This is a genomic window from Thermotomaculum hydrothermale, from assembly GCF_016592575.1.
GTDB classification, from domain to species: Bacteria; Acidobacteriota; Holophagae; order Thermotomaculales; family Thermotomaculaceae; genus Thermotomaculum; species Thermotomaculum hydrothermale.
The window spans coordinates 1648372-1666623 of record NZ_AP017470.1; the positions used below are offsets into that span (position 1 = coordinate 1648372).

Here is an 18252-nt window from a genome sequence, read left to right on the forward strand (position 1 = left end):
ATTTATTTTCAAAAACTAAAAAACAGCTTTAGTCTCTCAACAAGCTTCTTGCAATAACAAGCCTCTGGATTTCAGAAGTACCTTCTCCAATGGTACCTAATTTAGCATCTCTATAAAACTTTTCAGCAGGATACTCTTTAACATAGCCATATCCCCCTAATATCTGGACAGCCTCGTTTGCAACCCAGACAGTAGCCTCAGATGCGTATAGCTTTGCCATAGCAGAGATCTTGTTTACATTCTGCCCTGCATCCTTTAATGCTGCAGCCTGATAGACGAGAAGCCTCGCTGCTTCAACCTTTGTTGCCATATCGGCAAGTTTAAATTGAATTGCCTGAAAAGCGGAGATAGGTTTACCAAAGGCATACCTTTCCTTTGAATACCTCAAAGCAACCTCATATGCCCCTTGAGCCATTCCAAGGCAATAGGCCGCAATTGATATCCTTCCCCCATCAAGTATTGCAAGTGCATTTTTAAAACCTTCTCCCTCTTTTCCCAACAATCTGTCTGCCGGCACTTTGGCATCTTCAAAAATCAATTCAGAGGTATCACTTGCCCTCATTCCACATTTATTTTCTTTCTTACCCGGCCTGAACCCTTCAATTGATTTATCAAGGATAAAGGCAGAAATACCATGTTTCCCTGCCTCAGGGTTTGTTCTTGCCATTACCACATAAATATCCCCGTATGTACCATGGGTTATAAACTGCTTGGTACCGTTTAATATGTAATAATCCCCCTGTTTTTTTGCAGTTGACTTTAAAGCCCCTGCATCAGAGCCACTTCCCGGTTCAGTCAATCCCCAGGCTCCTATAGCCTCTCCCTTTGCCAACGGCACTAAAAATTTCCTCTTCTGCTCTTCATTTCCAAACATATAAATGTGGCTTGTGCAAAGGGAATTGTGAGCAGCAACCCCTAAACCAATTGATCCATCAATCCTTGATAATTCTTCAACAATTATTGCATATTCCACATAACCGTATCCGGCACCACCGTACTCTTCGGGGATAACAACCCCCAAAAAACCTAACTCACCCATTTTATGAAAAAGGTCTTTGGGGAAAATCTGCGCCTCATCCCACTCCATCACATGGGGTTTTATCTCTTTTTCTGCAAAATCCCTCACCATTTTTTTTAGCATTTTTTGCTCTTGAGTAAATTCAAAATCCATATCCCCTCCCAAAAATGCGCTCTATTTTTTCTTTGTTTTTTGAGCCTTTTTGTAAAGGGCTTCTGCTTCAGGAAACAATTCAAGGGCTTTCTGAAACTGCTTATCTACTTCAAGAAACCTTTTTGTTCCCTCTGCCAGCCCGAATTTAATGTTTAAAACTTCTTGCTCAATCAATACCTTAATAAGTTTTAAATTATCTTTAATATCCTTTTCAGTAAAATCTATCCCGTTTTTCTTTAAAAAGGATTTAAAATCATCTAAAACAGAGTCATCTGCAACAAAAGATTTTTTAATATCTTTGTGCTTATTTGTATATTCCACTGCAAACCTGAAGAATGCTGAATCCCTGAATCTCAACTTAACAAGAAAGTCACTTAATTTGCCGGAATCAACGGTATAATCAGGGGTAATGCCCCCTCCACCGTAAACCGTTCTCTTCAATTTTGTTGTTTTAAAGACAGGTTTATTTTCATTCTTTTCCTCTTCAGTTTGCAATTGTGGATTAAAATAATCTCCAAAAGAGGTTTTGTAATCCCTTTGAATACACCTTCCAGATGGGGTATAGTATTTCGCAGTTGTTAAAGCAAGAGCCATCTTTTTCTCTATCTCAAACACTGTTTGAACAAGCCCCTTACCCCAGGAGGTTTTTCCCACAATCAGGCCTCTGTCATTGTCCTGAATTGAACCAGCAACAATTTCCGAACCTGAAGCACTTCCCCTGTTTATTAAAACAACAAGGGGGATATTTTCAAATCCAAAGTTGTTTCTTGCATAGTAATCAGACCTCTCTTCTTTAGTTCTTCCCTTTATATATACGACCAAATCTCCCTTTGGCAAAAACAAATCAGAAACAATAACAGCAGAACTTAATAATCCACCGGGGTTATTTCTCAAATCAAGAATAAGTTTTTTCATCCCCTGCTTTTGCAATTTTTTAAGGGCATCATAAACCTCTTTGCCGGTTTTTTCACCAAAGCTTTTTACAAGAATATACCCTGTATCTTTGTTTACCATAAATGCATATTCAACAGTCCTTTCAGGTATTTCTGCACGCATTATGGTAAAGGTAAGGAGTTTTTTATACCCTGGCCTTTTAATTGTTATAACAACCTTTGTCCCTTTCTTACCTCTCAGCTTTGATACTGCGTCATTTACATTCATCCCCTCTGTCGGCTCACCGTTAATTGCGTAAATTATATCGCCGGAACGAATTCCAGCCTTTGCAGCAGGGGTATTTGCAATTGGAGCAATTACAGTTATTTTCCCGTTTCTCTGGGAGATAATCATTCCAACCCCGTAAAACTTACCCCTTTGTTCCTCAGTCATTCTTCTATACGCTTCTTCATTTAAAAAGGTGGAGTGGGGATCAAGGGTTGAAAGCATTCCGTCTATTGAGCCTTCAACAAACTTTTTATAGGTAAATTCGTTAACTGAATTTTTCTTTAAAAAATCTCCTAAATCAACTAATGATGCAACCTTTTTGCTGTACTCAACAGCAAATATACCTACAAAAACAGTTAAAAGTAATACTACAGGAAACAGTATCTTCTTTTTCATAAAGGTTATACCCTCTCAATTGCCATTGCAACTGCATTTCCACCACCAAGGCAGAGAGCCACAATCCCTCTCTTTAAGTTTCTTTTTTCAAGGGCATTTAACATGGTTACCATAAGCCTTGCTCCTGATGCCCCAATAGGATGTCCCAATGCAACTGCACCGCCGTTAACATTTACCTTTGCAGGGTCAAGCTTTAATTCGTCAATAACTGCAACAAGCTGAACAGCAAAGGCTTCGTTTATTTCATAAAGGTCCACATCTTCATTTTTCCATCCAGTTTTTTCCCAGAGCATCTTTATGGCAGGGATTGGGGTAAGCATTACCCATTGAGGCTCCAACCCTGAAACAGCATAGTCAACTATCCTTGCTCTGATTGGAAGGTTATTCTCTTTGGCATAATCCTCATCTGCAACTACGCAAACAGCTGCACCATCGTTAATTGTTGATGCGTTTCCAGCGGTTACAGTTCCGTCTTTTTTGAATGCAGGTCTTAGTTTTGCCAATTTTTCCATCGTTGTGTCTGCCCTTGGTCCTTCATCAGTATCAATCACAACAGGGTCTCCCTTTCTCTGCGGCACTTCAACCGGGACAATTTCATCTTTGAAAGCACCACTCTTAATTGCATTTACAGCCTTCATCTGGGAATTATATGCGTATTCATCCTGTTGCTCTCTTGTAATTCCATATTTTTCAGCAACAAGTTCAGCAGTAATTCCCATATGGTAATCGTTGTATATATCCCATAAACCATCGTGTACCATTGAGTCAATTAAAACACCGTTGCCAAGCCTGTACCCTATTCTTGCTTTATCAAGAAGGTAGGGACAATTTGACATACTCTCCATACCGCCTGCTATGGAAAGTTTTGTATCCCCGGCCTTTATTGTTTGGGCAGCAAGCATAATTGCCCTTAACCCTGAACCGCAAACCTTGTTAACTGTTAGTGAAGGGATTTTAACAGGTAAGCCTGCAAAAATTGCAGCCTGCCTTGCAGGGTTTTGTCCAATTCCTGCCTGAACAACATTCCCCATTACAACTTCATCTATCTCTTCCACATTAATACCAGTTCTTTTTACAGCCTCTTTTATCACAATAGAGCCTAATTCAGGCGCTCTTAAAGATGACAATCCTCCCATAAATCTTCCAATAGGAGTTCTTACTGCTCCAACAATTACCGGTTTTCCCATAATTCACCTCTCAATAGTTTTATATTTAGAGTATATCAAAAAAAAATCCCCCGGTTAAGGGGGAAAGTTTATATCTGAAAAGGAGGTCACCATAAATAATTAATGCAACATTTATGCCAGAAAAATTACAGAGTTTAATGCCATTCTGACACATTTAGAATTTTACCGAAGCATTAATCCTGTAAACAGTGGCCTCCCCTTTTACAACCTGTGCGTTTAAGTTTAAAACCGGAAGAAGGGACATTCTTACCCCACCCATTATTAAAACCTGACTTTCTGAGTTTGAAAAATGAGGGAGTAAATCCCCTTTATATTTAACATGGGATTTTAAATAAGATACCCCACCGTATGGAGTAAAAAACAAAATTCCTTTAGATGCAAATAATCCTGCTGAATATGAATAGGCATCCATGTAAGAATTTCCAGTTAAATTTGAATAAGTTACCCTTGCAACAACAGATGGAAATAATGCATTTCCGTGGATAAGCCTGTAATTTGCTGAAATACCCCAGGAATTTGAGTTAATGTCAGAGTAGTCTCTTAAAGTTATCCCAACAGCCAAATCGTCTGTTAACCCTTTTCTCAAAGAAACTTCGGTAAAGGTTATTGTATTATCAAGAGAAGGGATAGCACTGTTCCAGGTTGATTGGGAAATATCAACAATTCCTGCTGAAACAGAAAGGTTAAATCCAAATACCCCGAAGCCAGAAGAAACGCTTACCGGATTAAAGTAAAGCATTGTGCCTGTTTCTTTAACAAACTTTGAAGAATTAAAATTCTGGGAAAATGATAAAAAAGAAAAACAAAGCATCAACAAAACAATTAGCTTTTTCATATATTTAACTCCTTAAAATTCAAGCACTTTGTCGCATTCAACAACCCAGGTGGAAAACTCTTTCATATTGCTCCTCTTTACCCCTTCAATTAGTTGAAGATGGGCAATGCCCCTTGCATCCATACAGCTTCCGCAAGCCTTAATTTCTCCCCCTTTGTTAATAACCGCTTTAACCATTTTTTCAATATTGTAATAACCCTCAGGGGTTTTTTGCCCTGGTAAACCACAGAATACCCCATCTGCAAGGAGAAAAATTTTCACATCAACATTGTGCTCCCTCTGTAAAGTCATGGCCATTCTAAATGCGTTGTAAGCCTTTTCTGTTCCATATGGTGCATCATTGACTATTATCAACACTTTCATATCTCCTCCTAAAAAGAATTTTTACCAAACAGGTTAAAAAAGTTTTGATTTGCTATGTTTGATAAATTTTCAACATTCATCCCTTTAATTTCAGCAGCCTTTTCAATTGTATATTTCACCCTTAACGGCTCATTCCTCTTCCCCCTGTATGGCACAGGGGAGAGGTATGGAGAATCTGTCTCAAAGAACACTCTGTCTATTGGTGTTTTTTTTACCAATTGCCTTAATTCCTCAGCCTTAGGAAAGGTTATTATCCCGCTGAATGAAATGTAAAAGTCAAGCTGAACAGCTGTATTAAAAAAATCCTCCCCTGATGTAAAGCAGTGTATAACCCCTTTTATTCCTTTATGCTTTTTTAGAATTGATGCAGTCTCTTTATCTGCATCCCTTGTGTGAATAATAACAGGAAGGTTAAACTTTTTTGCTATTTTTAACTGAATTTCAAAAGCCCTAATCTGCTCTTCCCTTGGAGAATTGTCATAGTAAAAATCAAGGCCTATCTCTCCAATTGCAGTTATAAGCCTTTTCTCAGCAACATTTTTTAAGAAATCTTCTTCATTTTTACCAAAAATTTTTGCATCGTGGGGATGCCAGCCTAAAGAGGTGTAAATCCCTGAATACTTTTCGCAAAGCTCTTTGTTTAAATAAAATTCATCAATATTCGTTGATACACTTAAAAGAGAAATTCCCCCTTCTTCAAAAAACCGCTCTATAACTTCATTTCTATCATCGTTAAATGAATCCATTGCAAGGTGGCAATGGGAATCTATAAACTCCATTTACTCCCCCTTTAATCTTTTTACCCGATTAAAAATGATATCACTGCAAGAACAAAAAGGTAAAAGGAAAAGTAATGAAGTTTAAGTTTTTTTACCACTATTTCAACAAGTTTTATTGAATAAACTCCAACAATTAAAGCAACAAAAAAGCCTAAAATATATGGCATTGTAAAACCTGTATGTGAAATATCCTTAAATTCAAGGATAAATGCTCCTAAAATTGCTGGAATTGAAAGCAAAAAGGAAAATTCAGCACTATCTTCGGCACATACTCCAAAAATCAATGCTGCTGTAATTGTTGCACCGCTTCTTGAAATTCCAGGCATAATAGCTATCCCCTGGGCAATTCCTATTAAAATAGGAAGCCACAGGCCATAGTTTAAAAGGGGATTAGAGTTTCCCTTCTGCTGAATTTTCCAGGCCACAAAAAGAAAAATTGCAGTAATAAAAAAACATAATCCAACAATGTGAAGGTTTGAGTGGAAAGATTCAACTTTATCTTTTAAAAAAAGCCCAATTATTCCAGTCGGTATTGTCGCCAATATCCCGAATAAAAGAAACCTGTACGGCCTTTCTGCAAAGTTTGAAAACTTTTCTTCTTCTGGTTTTTTCCCAAAAAGGCTTAAAATTATGGCAATAATATCTTTTCTGTAATAGATAAGTACAGCAAACAGGGTTGCAAGGTGAATAACTACATCAAAGGCAATATCAGGTTTTTTTAAGCCAATTATTTTCCCAAAAAGTGCAAGGTGGCCTGAAGAGGATACAGGCAGAAATTCCGTAAGCCCCTGAATAAGGGCAAGAATAAAAGCCTGTACCCAGCTCATTAGAATAAGTCCTTAAAATTAAATTTTTTCTTGCTCTTTCCCTCTTCAGGGCTGTTTTCTGAATCAGGGCTTTGCCCCTGATTTACTCCCTGTCCCCCCATCATTTTTGCAAAAGGGCTTGGCTCTTCTGTGTAACCCTTAGGCAACTCAAACAGAGAATTCGAAACAGAGTCTTTCTTTAAGCTTAAAATCTCAAAGGTTGTTATTTGCTGCAATTTTCCATTTTCATCGTATTTGTAGGTAACAGTTTTTAAAGGGAAGCCTATTTTATTTACATTGAGTTTAACCTGAGCGTCAACCTCTGGGATTCCTGTGCTGAAAGTGTTGTTGAAAGAGTAAACATCAAAATCAGAAATACTAAAATCTTTTGTTGCATAAATTTCTGTTTCCTCTTTGTGTTTGTGCTCAATTTTTTTAAACAATACTTTCATTTCAACAGCATACTTTACCAGCATTTTATACTTATTTGTATTATATCCTGCAATCTTTCCACCGTTTCCCAGTTCTACAACATTTACATATATGTCTTTATATCTCATCTTTGCAAATTTCTTCATCATCTTCATTGCGCTTTCGCCTGTTTTTTGCAATTCATCAAGATTCATCTTCCAGTATGTTTTCTTTGACGGATTTAAAAAATAAGCCATTTTGCCATCACTTGAAATAACAACTGTTCCCTTTGGTGTAAAAGTGTTGCCCCCTTCAATAATCTCAACCCTGAACTTTTTGCCATTTTCGGCATAGCATTTCATAGTAACAGGTTGACTCATATCCCCATAGGGCGAGTTTGCCATCTGTTCTTTAACCTTTGGATCGGTAATTTCTGTTGTAACCTTTGATGTATAAACAACACCTGCAAGGGATACAGTTGCGTAAAGCAAAATTATTCCTAAAATTGAAAAAACTCTCTTCATTTTTTTTCCTCCTAATTAAACTCCTCTACAAGAATACACGGTTAAAGTATAAATTGTCTATAATTTTTTGTATTTCTCCATTAAATCACGGTAATATTGAGCTACATCACTTTTGCTGTGTTTTGAGTAACCCTTTACAAGTATTTCACACTTTTTAATTAACTCTTCAATTGCCAGTTTTCTATAATCTCCCTTTAAATTGGGGTTGTTAATTATCTTTTCAAGGGCGTAAACCCTAAACCTGTCCATACCAATAAATGATTTTGAAAGCTGGTCTTCGTGCCCACCTCTTTTTATTATCAGTTTTTCTTCAAGCAATCCTATTGGTTCAAAAGCTGAAATTCTAAGCCACATATCGTAATCCTCACATGCAGGCATTGATTCATCAAAGTATCCGTAGTCTTCAAAAACACTTTTTTCAATAATAACCGCTGAAGGACTTACAATGCACAAAGGAAGGCACTTTTCAAAAATATAACCACCGTATTTTTTATGCTTCTTCATTGGATTTACAAATTTGCCTCTTCTAATCCAAACCTCGTCTGTTTGTGAAACCCTGAAATGAGGGTTTTGCTTTATAAATTCTATGTGTTTTTTTAGTTTGTTTTTCTTCCATAAGTCATCTGAATCTAAAAGCGCGATATAATCCCCATTTGCTTCTTTAATCCCCCTATTCCTTGCGGCAGATACCCCGTTGTTTTCCTGATAGATATAGACTATGTCGGGAAAAGCTTTCTTTAAAATTTCACCTGTACCATCTTGAGAACCATCGTCAACAACAATAATCTCGTATGGGGATACGCTTTGTTCAACAACTGATTTTATAGCTTCTATTACGAAATTTTTTCTGTTAAAAGTTGGAATTACAACCGATACCCTCATTATTCCCATTCAACTGTTGCAGGTGGTTTTGAGGTTACATCGTAAACCACCCTGTTTATCCCTTTAACCTTGTTGATAATTCTTGAGGATACCTTCTTCAATAAATTGTACGGCATCTCATACCAGTCTGCAGTCATAAAGTCTTCTGTTTTAACAGCCCTTAAGGCTAAAACATACTCGTAAGTTCTGTAATCTCCCATAACCCCAACAGTTTTAACAGGGGTTAACACTGCAAAGGCCTGAGATATGTCGTTGTAAAGCCCAACTTTTCTCAACTCCTCAATAAAAATGTGGTCTGCTTCCTGTAAAATCCTTATCTTGTCCTCTGTTATCTCTCCAATAATTCTCACTGCAAGCCCAGGGCCGGGGAATGGGTGTCTTGATACAATCTCCTCAGGAAGCCCCAATATTCTCCCAATCTCCCTAACCTCGTCTTTAAACAAATCCCTTAACGGCTCAAGGAGTTTTAAATTCATCTTTTCAGGCAAACCACCAACATTGTGGTGGGTTTTTATTGTAACCGAGGTGCCACCGTGTGCTGAAGACTCTATAACATCAGGGTAAAGAGTACCCTGCGCAAGAAATTCAGCATCTTTAAACAAAGATGCCTCTTTTTCAAAAACCTCAACAAAGGTTTTACCTATTATCTTTCTCTTTTCCTCAGGGTCTATTACCCCCTTAAGCCTTTCCAAAAACATTTTAGATGCGTCAACCATTTTTAGATTAAAACCAAACCTTTCTTTAAAGGTTTTATAAACTATTTCACCTTCGTTTTTCCTCAACAAACCGTGGTCAACAAAAATGCAGTAAAGGTTATCCCCTATTGCCTTATGAATTAAAGCGGCTGCAACAGATGAATCCACTCCCCCGGATAAACCTAAAATTACCTTTTTATTTCCAACAATTTCTTTTATCTCTCTGACCTTTTCATCTATGAATGAACCCATTTGCCAGTCTGGTTTAATTTTCGCAATTTCAAAAAGGAAGTTTTTTAATATAATCTTTCCAGATTCAGTGTGGCTTACCTCAGGGTGAAATTGCACTGCATATAGTTTCTTTTTGTCATTGCCCATTGCTGCAATCTTTGTATCCTCAGTTGAGGCAATTATCTCAAATCCCTCAGGCACTTCCATAACCTTATCCCCGTGAGACATCCATACAACTGACGGGGATTTAACCCCTTTAAAAAGGGGGGAATCTGTTTTAAATTCAGCATCAGCCCTTCCATACTCCCTTGTGTCAGAGGGTTCAACCCTGCCACCTAAAAGGTGTGCCATTAACTGCATACCATAGCATATTCCAAGCACTGGGATACCTGCCTCAAAAATCCTCTTATCTATTGTCAAAGCATCTTTGTCGTAAACAGAGCGGGGGCCGCCTGAAAGAATAATTGCTGAAGGGTTTATTTCAACAATCTTTTCATAAAGTGTATTAACAGGGACAATTTCGCTGTAAATATGATTCTCCCTGATTCTCCTTAAAATCAATTTGGTATATTGCGAACCGTAATCAATTACTATAACGGCATTTTTTCTCATTTACTCCTCCAATTATATTTTCTCTTTCATTTTACCTTCAATGCAAAAAGGTTGCAAACTGCAAAGGTTACACTTTGCCTTTGAAACATCTGCATTACATATCCCCTGAATACCGGTGTGGCACAGGGAAAAATCGTACCTTATCGGGTCTTGCGGATTAAACTTTTTTAAAGAATTACTAATATCCAGCGCTGTTTTTAAAGATGAGTCTCTTCTATCTGTTAAACCAAGCCTTTTTGAAATCCTTAAAATATGGGTATCAAGGGGAATAATCAATTGGGAAGGTTTTATTTTATCTCTCCACAATCCGAAATCAACATTGTCTTTTCTTACCATCCACCTGAAAAAAAGGTTAAGCCTTTTGCAGGGGGATTTTTTTCTAATATCAGGAAGAAGATTGCTCTTTTTTATCAAATCTGGGTAGTCAGCAAATGAGTTTATTTCAAGAAAAATATTCTCTGCTGTTTGAATAATATTTTTTTCAGCCAGGTCTATAAGCCTTCCCTTTCTTTTCAAAACACTTGAGAGGGAATTTAAGAATTCAATAATTGAATTTTCGTCAACAAAACGATAGACAAAACCTCTAAAATCCTCTTTAATTCCTTTTTTATCGATGTTTTTAAGGTAATGGTATGGCTCAAAATTCATTGTTTTAAAGATTTTATCCAGTGTTTCAAGTATTTTTTTCACACTTCCAAAGGCAAAGCATGCGGAAATAAAGGCTGAAACCTCAATGTCTTTTTCATCTTTAAACTTGTGCGGGAATGAAACAGGGTCGTTTTTCACCTTTTCAATTGAATTCATCTCATTGTAAAGTTTATCTAAAACAACCTTAAATTCCTTATTCATAACATTCAAGATTATCCGATAAAAAACTTTGAAATAAAAGTTAAAAATTGATAAAGTGGAATTATGAAAATAAAGACATTTATTTTTAGCACTATAATTTTATTCCTTGTGGCATTAAACTTAATTTTGTTTAATGTTGTAAAAAGAGCAAGCAGTAATATACTAAAAAACTATTCTGTAAAAAAAATCAAAGTTGAAGACATATCTTTAAACATTCCTATTGGCTTCAAACAGTTAAAAATAAAAGAGAGTAATAACTGGAAGATTTACCCCTTTAAATCTGGAAAGACATTTTTTAGAGTTTCAGTGACACCAGGGAATGAGGAAAATTTAGTGAGAATTGTAAAGAATGCTTTAAAGATTAAAAGCCTTCCAAGAAAAGAGAAGTTTATTTTATCAAAACTTTGTTTTATAAAGAGAATGGATAATCCAGAGGGAAGTTTTTACTTTTTAAATCACAAAAACAAAAAAAATAGATATGTTTTTGTTTCCCATTTAAATGGGAAAGTCTATTATGTGGATTTTTTTGCTCCCTCAACAATTTTAAAGTATAAAGAGTTGTTTGATAAAACAATTCTTTCAATTGGAATAAATAAAGGGTCTCTATTTTCTGATAAACAAAAAACTGAAATTGAATTAAAAGGTATTTGTAAAAAAACATATTACATACTCTGTCAACCTGAAAAAATTCTAATATTTGGTATACCTTCAATTGTTGGGATTATTATCCTTTTTGTTTTAATGCTTACCATTTCAGGAATGGGGAAACTTCCTGAAAATTTCATGGATTTAGGGATTGTTCCTGTTTACTATGAAGAGAATGTTGACACTATTTTCAGGATTTTTACAAAAAGGCAATGGTTTTTAACCGCCTTTGTGGTTGATGCAAATGGAATTCACATATTTTACAGAAAAAAGGAAATGGTTTTTATAAGCAAGGATAGGGCAAAAGAAGAATTAAAAAATAATAAATCCTTTTTCGGTAATTACCTTGAGATAGAATTAAACAAAAAGGAATTAAAAAATCCACCAATTGACATTAAGTATGCTTTGATATATAACATCAACTTTCACTTCTATTTAAAAGACACTGATAGAGTATTATCTTTTATTAAATATTAAGAAATTACTCTTCTAAAGAAATCTTCCTTAACAAATCAATATTCGTAAGCATCATACCTGTTCCCATAACAACACAGGTTAAAGGGTCTTCGGCAAGGGACACAGGCAATCCTGTTTCTTCCCTTAATTTTTTGTCAAGGTTTCTTAAAAGTGCTCCCCCACCTGCAAGAACAATCCCTCTATCTACAATATCTGCAGCAAGGGCTGGTGGAGTTTTTTCAAGGGTTATTCTTATTGTTTCAACAATTTTATCAACAACAGGCTTTAAAGCTTCTCTTGCTTCTTCGTCAGTCAAAATAATGCTTTTCGGTAATCCAGAATCAAGGTCTCTTCCTTTAACCTCCATTTCAAGAGGTTTATCAAGCGGGTAGGCAGAGCCTATATTTATCTTAACCTCTTCTGCTGTCCTTTCCCCTAAAAGCAATCTGTACTTTTTCTTCACATAGTTTATTATTGCCTCATCCATTGCATTGCCCGCCTCTCTCAGAGATTTGCTGTACACAATGCCTGCAAGAGAGATAACTGCAACATCTGTTGTGCCTCCACCTATGTCAACAATCATATTTCCTACAGGCTCAACTATGGGAAGCCCAGCCCCAATTGCAGCAACCATTGCCTGTTCAACAAGGTAAACCTCGCTTGCTCCAGCTTTTAATGCGCTTTCTTTTACTGCCTTTCTTTCCACCTGAGTAATCTCTGAAGGAACTGAAATAATTATTCTTGGTCTTAAAAAAAAGTTTCTATTATGGGCTTTTTTAATAAAGTAATCTAACATTCTCTCTGCAATTTCAAAATCTGCTATAACCCCATCTTTCATAGGTCTTATAGCAACTATGTTTGCGGGAGTTTTTCCCAACATTTCCTTAGCATCTTTGCCTACTGCCTCAACCTTGTTGTTTCTCTTGTTAATTGCAACAATAGAAGGCTCTCTAACAACTATTCCCTTACTCTTAACATAAACAAGGGTGTTTGCAGTACCTAAATCTATAGCTAAGTCGTTTGAAAATAGAGTTAACCAGCTGGAAGGATTGAATATACTCATACCGTTCTCCAAATTTTTCTTTTTCATTTATTATCATAAGGTAAAACGCAGTCTATTTGCAACAATTATTTAAGATTTTTTCAAATTTGTATAACATTTTGTCTATTATTTATCAGTCAACGGTAATTACTGCATATTTTGTAATTTTTGTCTCATTTCCAGCTGCATCTCTGGCTATTATGTTGATGGCATTTTTCCCTTTTTGATACATTTTCTGGATAAAAGAGAATTTTCCATCTTTGCCAACTTCCACAAGATGATTGTTAATTATCAAAGTTGCTCCAGGTTCTGTTCTCCCTGAAACAATTACAACGGAACCAAAGACATTAATCTTTTCTATATTTACTTCAGGCGGGGTATTATCTATAAAATTATTGGTACTTCCTGAAATTACAGTAAATTTTATAATTTCAGAAAACTGTCCCCTCTCATTTACACTGTTTATAGCCGCAACTCTCCAGTAATATGTGCCAGGGTCAAGCATAGGTAAAATCAAAGTTGTACCGCTATATCCAAATTTTTCAACTATAACATTAGCAAACATATGGTCTTTAGAGAGCTGAAAATAATATCCCGTAACATTAAAAGAAGGAGCCCATTTAAATACAATATTAGTCCTTGTATTTCTATCTATTGTAGAAAGATTAATAGGCTCTTCAGCCCTTGGGGCAGGAGGAATTTTATACTTTGCAACTGTTTCAGTATCAATATTTATTCTACACATTAACCTTGTTGTTAAATCAAAAATCTGGTCTCCTCCATTTACCATAACTCTTACAGTTCCATCATAACAGAATACAGCAACCTCTTTCCCAGCATTTCTTAATTCAATTTCAGCTGAAGTATTCCCTTTAAATTTAACAATTGTACCCTTCACATTTATTGAAAAATCCTGGTCAAAATCCCTTAACCCCAGAGTTTCAACAGAAATTTTTCCTTTTAATAATTTTATGGATATTTCAAGGAGGTTTTGTTTTTTATTTTCATTTATTTTTTCAAAAACTATTGTAGAGTTGCTTTTTATAGTAAAAATAGAACCGTCAATAAAACCTATTTTACAGCCACTTTTTTCCCCACATTTAATTACATCTTTTTCCCGTATTTTAGTATCAATTTCAGCCTTTAAAAGGGTGTTTCCTCCTCCTAAAATATGTACATCCCCAACAAAATCAGCGATATGTGCTTCTGAAATATATGAGCTTTTCCTTTTTGTAACAATTTCTTTTGCAAATTTTTCTATTTCAGAAATCTCTTTTTCTGCTTTGCTTAATCTGTAAGTTAATATATCCTTGTAAACTTCATCTGCTTTATCCAGCATTTTAAAATAATCATTTCTACTGGAAGAAAAAGATATAAAGGGATATGCTTTTTGCATTAAGTTTAAAGAATTATAGAAATGTTTAATAACCTTTTTTTGCCTTGTTTTTTGAACAGTATAAACACTAATAATGGCAACAGGAATTAATACTAACAAAAAAAGGAAAGTATACTTTAAAAATTTCATAATTAATCCCCTCAATTTCTTATTTATTCTATTTTTAACTAAAATTAAAACATTTTCAAGCGATAAAAGGTTTTTTTATAAAAAGCAAATGAGAATTATTTAATAACTTTTCTTTTCTCTCCAATTTTAACTGTTATACTCTCTCCGTCTAAATGCTCCAGCAATGCCACAAGGTACCTTCTGGAGATATTGAAAACAGGCTTAATCTCCTGTAATGAAAATTCTGTTTTCTTTTTAGCAAAACTTCTAAATTTATTTAAAAATTCATTATAAAACCCTGTTGCAAGGTAAAAATCAGCATTTATTCTTACTATTTTATTCTCTTCAACTCCTCTTTTTAGCAAATCCTTCAACAGCGCTTTATCTTTAAACTCAGCAGAAAGCACATTCATCATTGGAGGGGTTAATCCCCCTTTTTCAAGTAAAGAAATAAGTTTGTCAAACTCTCTATTTTCATCAACAGATAATTTACTCTTAAAATCAGGGGTATGGATAACTTCTCCATTTTTAATTAACTTCTTTTTGGCTATCAAACTATCTAAAACATACTTTTCAGAATCTGAAAAATAGGCATATGGAATCCCCTGCTTTCTGGGGTTGTTTTCCTGAAACTCCCTCACCCTTTGAGTCAGCTTTTCAGTTAAAATAGAATAATAATCAAAAGAAAGAACTGCCTCAGCGTTTTTTAAAACAATTATCCTGCCGCTATTTTTCAATTTATTTATTAGATTTTTAAAGTGGTTTTCATTAATAAAAAGCCTTTCCCTTAACTCTTTTAAACCTACCATTCCCTCTTCTTTTACAATTGCCAGTAAAATTTTCTCAAAATCTTCTGAATCTTTTTCTTTTAAAAAGTCTACCCCTTTGTATCCCTTCCTCTTTCCTGGTTTATTATCCAGCACTACCCCACCCCCAACTGTAAAAAGTGGTGAAAAGTGCCTTAAAATAAATTTCTCTCCAGTATAACAGGCAATAGGTTCCTCAAACCTCAACTGGCAGTATGTCTCAAAGGGAACTTTTTTCTCTTTGCCATCTAAAAGCTTAACCCTTGCTATTGCGTCTTCAGTTCCTATACTTACCCTTACCCTTGTTAAATCTTTAAAACTTGAATACCCGCCAATGACTTTTATTTTCGCATCAATTATTTGAGTTGTAATGTCAATATTATCTTTAATTGCAATATTACCCCTTTTTATCTCTTCTTTTTTAAAGTCAGGAAGATTTAATGCTGCCCTCTTTTTGGCTGAAATAATTTCAGTTTTCTCTCCGTGGGTATTTATGTTCCTTATTTTTCCTGACTTTCTTAAAGGCAAAATAGTTATCTCATCATTAACCCTAAACTCTCCTGCCATTAAGGTGCCTGTTATAACCGTTCCGTAGCCTTTTATAATAAAACTCCTGTCAATATTAATAAAAGCAGGCCTTATACTATTAAAGTTTTCTATCTTTCTTGCAAAATTAAAAAGAAAGTTTTTAAATTCATCTATACCATCTCCCCTGACAGAACTAACTTTAAACAATCTTTCAATCTTTCTATCTGCCTTCTCAAACAATTCCTCTACCTCAAGTTGAACAAGGGAAAGCATATCCTCATCAACAAGGTCTATCTTTGTTATAACGGGGAAAATGTGCTCAATTCCAAGAAGATTTAATATATCAAAATGTTCTTTAGTCTGAGGCATAACAGATTCATCAGCAGCAATCACAAGTATAGCAAAATCAATCGAATGCACCCCTGCAAGCATATTTGTAACAAAGTCTTTGTGCCCAGGCACATCAATAAAACTAACTGATATATCTTCTGCATCCATATGGGCAAAACCAATATCAATTGTAATACCTCTTAGTTTTTCCTCTTTCCACCTATCTGCATCTATACCTGTTAGTTTATAAACAAGAGAGGTCTTACCGTGGTCAACGTGCCCTGCTGTACCAACAATTACCTGTTTTTTAGGCATCTTTTTCTTCTATCTCCTCAGTTACAACCTTATGTTCTATAGATTTTCTGTGCCTTAATTTACAGTAATTATCAATCTTTTTGCCATTCAATTTTATTACAACTGCCGGGTGGCCTACAGCAGTAGCATTTGAAGGGATAGAATCAAGGACAACAGAATCTGCACCAATTTTTGTATTTTCCCCTATTTCTACAGGTCCTAAAATTTTTGCCCCTGCTCCAACAAAAACATTATTTTTAAGGGTGGGATGCCTTTTTTTACCTTTTTCGTTTCCCCTGCCTCCCAAAGTAACCTGATGAAAGAGGACACAATAATCGCCTATTTCAGCCGTTTCGCCTATAACAGTACCCATTCCATGATCAATAAAGACACCTTTACCTATTTTTGCACCTGGGTGAATCTCAATTCCTGTTAAAAACCTATTTATGTGGGATAGAAGCCTTGGCAAAACAGGAATTTTTAACTTCCACAAAAAGTGAATAAATCTATGAAATGTAATTGCATGTAACCCTGGATAGGTCAACAAAACTTCCAGAATATTAGTTGCTGCAGGGTCATTTTTAAAAACAGCTTTTACATCTTCTTTAAAGGTGTGAAAAAACGAAAGCATTTTTATTTAAGCGTCTGTAAAACCTGTTTTGCACAGGCCTTAAATGTCTCAAAAACTCCCAACCCTTGAATGGCAACCGCCTCAAAGTAAGGTTCACCTTTGTATCTTAATTCCTTAACCAGTTCTTCAACAGGAACAACATTAGGCAAATCCCTTTTATTTAACTGCAAAACATAGGGTATGGTATCAAGACTTAAATTATTCTCTATTAAATTTTCCTGTAAATTTTCCAGAGACTCAATATTTGCCTCAAATCTCTCCTCCTGGGAATCTGCAACAAAAATTACCCCATCAGCCCCTTTTAGAATAAGTTTTCTTGAAGCATTGTAAAATACCTGTCCTGGAACTGTATATAATTGGAATTTTACCTTAAAACCATGGATAGTACCTATATCAATCGGAAGAAAGTCAAAGTAAAGGGTTCTGTCTGTTTCTGTTGCAAGGGATATCATTTTCCCTTTTCTTTCTTCCGCAGTTTTTGTATATATATATTGCAGGTTAGTGGTTTTGCCACATAACCCTGGCCCATAGTATACAATTTTACAATTTATCTCTTTTGCCGCATGATTTATAAAAGCCATAATTAGATATCACCAAAAAGTTTATCAATATCCTCTTCAGTTATTTCAGCAAATGGCGATTCATACTTTTCTTCATCGCCAGCCTGTTTTTTAACCTTTTCTTCAATCATATCAAAAATCTTTTCAAGCTCCTGAGAAGCCTTTTTCACCCTTAACCTTACAAGGCCAAGTGTGGCCTTATTGTCAAAAATAACAACTAAAATTCCTCTCTTCCCTACAATTGAAATGTGCAGATTGTCCCTTTCACCTTCATGAAACAGCAAAGAAAATTCTTTCTCTCCTATAAGTTTAGCAAGCCCATCTGTCGCTGCAACATTGCCTGCTGTAAGAGAAGCAAGAGAGGTAGCATCAATATTTCCAAGCTCTCCTGCACCTGCTATCTGCTGACCATTTTTATCCACGAGAAAAACAATTTTGGAACCACTCTCCTCTTTTAATCTCTCAAGAATCTCTTTTAATTTTTTGTATTCTTCTTCATACATTACAAAATCTGGTAACGCCATATGCCATCCCCTTTTTCTAACTGTTGATTA

18 protein-coding genes are annotated in these 18252 nt (G+C 35.4%); 1 reads left to right on the top strand and 17 read right to left on the bottom strand.

Annotation, left to right across the window (positions count from 1 at the left end; translation table 11 throughout):
- Positions 1 to 28 precede the first annotated feature (28 nt).
- From TTHT_RS07615 to TTHT_RS07665, 11 genes are all read right to left on the bottom strand, one after another.
- Entirely contained in the window at positions 29 to 1171 is a 1143-nt protein-coding gene (locus TTHT_RS07615) for an acyl-CoA dehydrogenase (protein ID WP_201327376.1), read from the bottom strand.
- A gap of 21 nt (positions 1172 to 1192) precedes the next feature.
- On the bottom strand, positions 1193 to 2728 hold the full coding sequence (locus TTHT_RS07620; protein ID WP_201327377.1) for a S41 family peptidase: 1536 nt from the start codon (positions 2726 to 2728) through the stop codon (positions 1193 to 1195).
- 5 nt (positions 2729 to 2733) lie between these two features.
- Positions 2734 to 3915 carry an acetyl-CoA C-acetyltransferase gene (locus TTHT_RS07625; RefSeq protein ID WP_201327378.1) on the bottom strand — a complete coding sequence of 394 codons (1182 nt, stop codon included), beginning with the start codon at positions 3913 to 3915 and terminating at the stop codon, positions 2734 to 2736.
- A gap of 154 nt (positions 3916 to 4069) precedes the next feature.
- Positions 4070 to 4750, bottom strand: a complete 681-nt coding sequence (locus TTHT_RS07630; protein ID WP_201327379.1) for a hypothetical protein — start codon at positions 4748 to 4750, stop codon at positions 4070 to 4072.
- Between the two features lie 12 nt (positions 4751 to 4762).
- Complete coding sequence (locus TTHT_RS07635; protein ID WP_201327380.1) at positions 4763 to 5113, bottom strand: DsrE/DsrF/TusD sulfur relay family protein; 351 nt, start codon at positions 5111 to 5113, stop codon at positions 4763 to 4765.
- A gap of 8 nt (positions 5114 to 5121) precedes the next feature.
- On the bottom strand, positions 5122 to 5892 hold the full coding sequence (locus TTHT_RS07640; protein WP_201327381.1) for a TatD family hydrolase: 771 nt from the start codon (positions 5890 to 5892) through the stop codon (positions 5122 to 5124).
- A 20-nt stretch (positions 5893 to 5912) separates the two neighbouring features.
- The gene (locus TTHT_RS07645; RefSeq protein ID WP_201327382.1) at positions 5913 to 6719 is read right to left on the bottom strand and encodes an undecaprenyl-diphosphate phosphatase; all 807 of its coding nucleotides are present in this window, start codon (positions 6717 to 6719) and stop codon (positions 5913 to 5915) included.
- Positions 6719 to 7633 (bottom strand): DUF4412 domain-containing protein, encoded by a 915-nt coding sequence (locus tag TTHT_RS07650; RefSeq protein ID WP_201327383.1) that lies wholly within the window; start codon positions 7631 to 7633, stop codon positions 6719 to 6721. Before TTHT_RS07650 ends, TTHT_RS07645 begins: the two co-directional genes overlap by 1 nt.
- A gap of 57 nt (positions 7634 to 7690) precedes the next feature.
- On the bottom strand, positions 7691 to 8515 hold the full coding sequence (locus tag TTHT_RS07655) for a glycosyltransferase family 2 protein (protein WP_201327384.1): 825 nt from the start codon (positions 8513 to 8515) through the stop codon (positions 7691 to 7693).
- Positions 8515 to 10053, bottom strand: coding sequence for a glutamine-hydrolyzing GMP synthase (gene guaA, locus TTHT_RS07660; protein WP_201327385.1), 1539 nt, complete (start codon positions 10051 to 10053; stop codon positions 8515 to 8517). Before guaA ends, TTHT_RS07655 begins: the two co-directional genes overlap by 1 nt.
- 12 nt (positions 10054 to 10065) lie before the next feature.
- Entirely contained in the window at positions 10066 to 10902 is an 837-nt protein-coding gene (locus TTHT_RS07665) for a TIGR02757 family protein (RefSeq protein WP_201327386.1), read from the bottom strand.
- 63 nt (positions 10903 to 10965) lie between these two features.
- Here TTHT_RS07665 and TTHT_RS07670 point away from each other — a divergent pair, with 63 nt between their 5' ends.
- Positions 10966 to 12024: a hypothetical protein gene (locus TTHT_RS07670; RefSeq protein WP_201327387.1), complete on the top strand. Its 1059-nt coding sequence runs from the start codon at positions 10966 to 10968 to the stop codon at positions 12022 to 12024.
- A gap of 4 nt (positions 12025 to 12028) precedes the next feature.
- Here TTHT_RS07670 and TTHT_RS07675 read toward each other — a convergent pair whose 3' ends face one another.
- The 6 genes from TTHT_RS07675 to TTHT_RS07700 form a co-directional block, all read right to left on the bottom strand.
- Positions 12029 to 13093 carry a rod shape-determining protein gene (locus TTHT_RS07675; RefSeq protein WP_330873130.1) on the bottom strand — a complete coding sequence of 355 codons (1065 nt, stop codon included), beginning with the start codon at positions 13091 to 13093 and terminating at the stop codon, positions 12029 to 12031.
- 85 nt (positions 13094 to 13178) lie between these two features.
- Positions 13179 to 14570, bottom strand: coding sequence for a FecR domain-containing protein (locus tag TTHT_RS07680; RefSeq protein ID WP_201327388.1), 1392 nt, complete (start codon positions 14568 to 14570; stop codon positions 13179 to 13181).
- Positions 14571 to 14665: 95 nt separating this feature from the next.
- The gene (gene selB, locus TTHT_RS07685) at positions 14666 to 16528 is read right to left on the bottom strand and encodes a selenocysteine-specific translation elongation factor (RefSeq protein WP_201327389.1); all 1863 of its coding nucleotides are present in this window, start codon (positions 16526 to 16528) and stop codon (positions 14666 to 14668) included.
- Positions 16521 to 17138 (bottom strand): serine O-acetyltransferase EpsC, encoded by a 618-nt coding sequence (gene epsC / locus TTHT_RS07690; RefSeq protein WP_201327390.1) that lies wholly within the window; start codon positions 17136 to 17138, stop codon positions 16521 to 16523. The genes selB and epsC overlap by 8 nt, the downstream gene beginning before the upstream one ends.
- Positions 17139 to 17140: 2 nt before the next feature.
- Positions 17141 to 17719: a GTP-binding protein gene (locus TTHT_RS07695; protein ID WP_201327391.1), complete on the bottom strand. Its 579-nt coding sequence runs from the start codon at positions 17717 to 17719 to the stop codon at positions 17141 to 17143.
- A gap of 2 nt (positions 17720 to 17721) precedes the next feature.
- Positions 17722 to 18222: a roadblock/LC7 domain-containing protein gene (locus tag TTHT_RS07700; RefSeq protein WP_201327392.1), complete on the bottom strand. Its 501-nt coding sequence runs from the start codon at positions 18220 to 18222 to the stop codon at positions 17722 to 17724.
- Positions 18223 to 18252 lie beyond the last annotated feature (30 nt).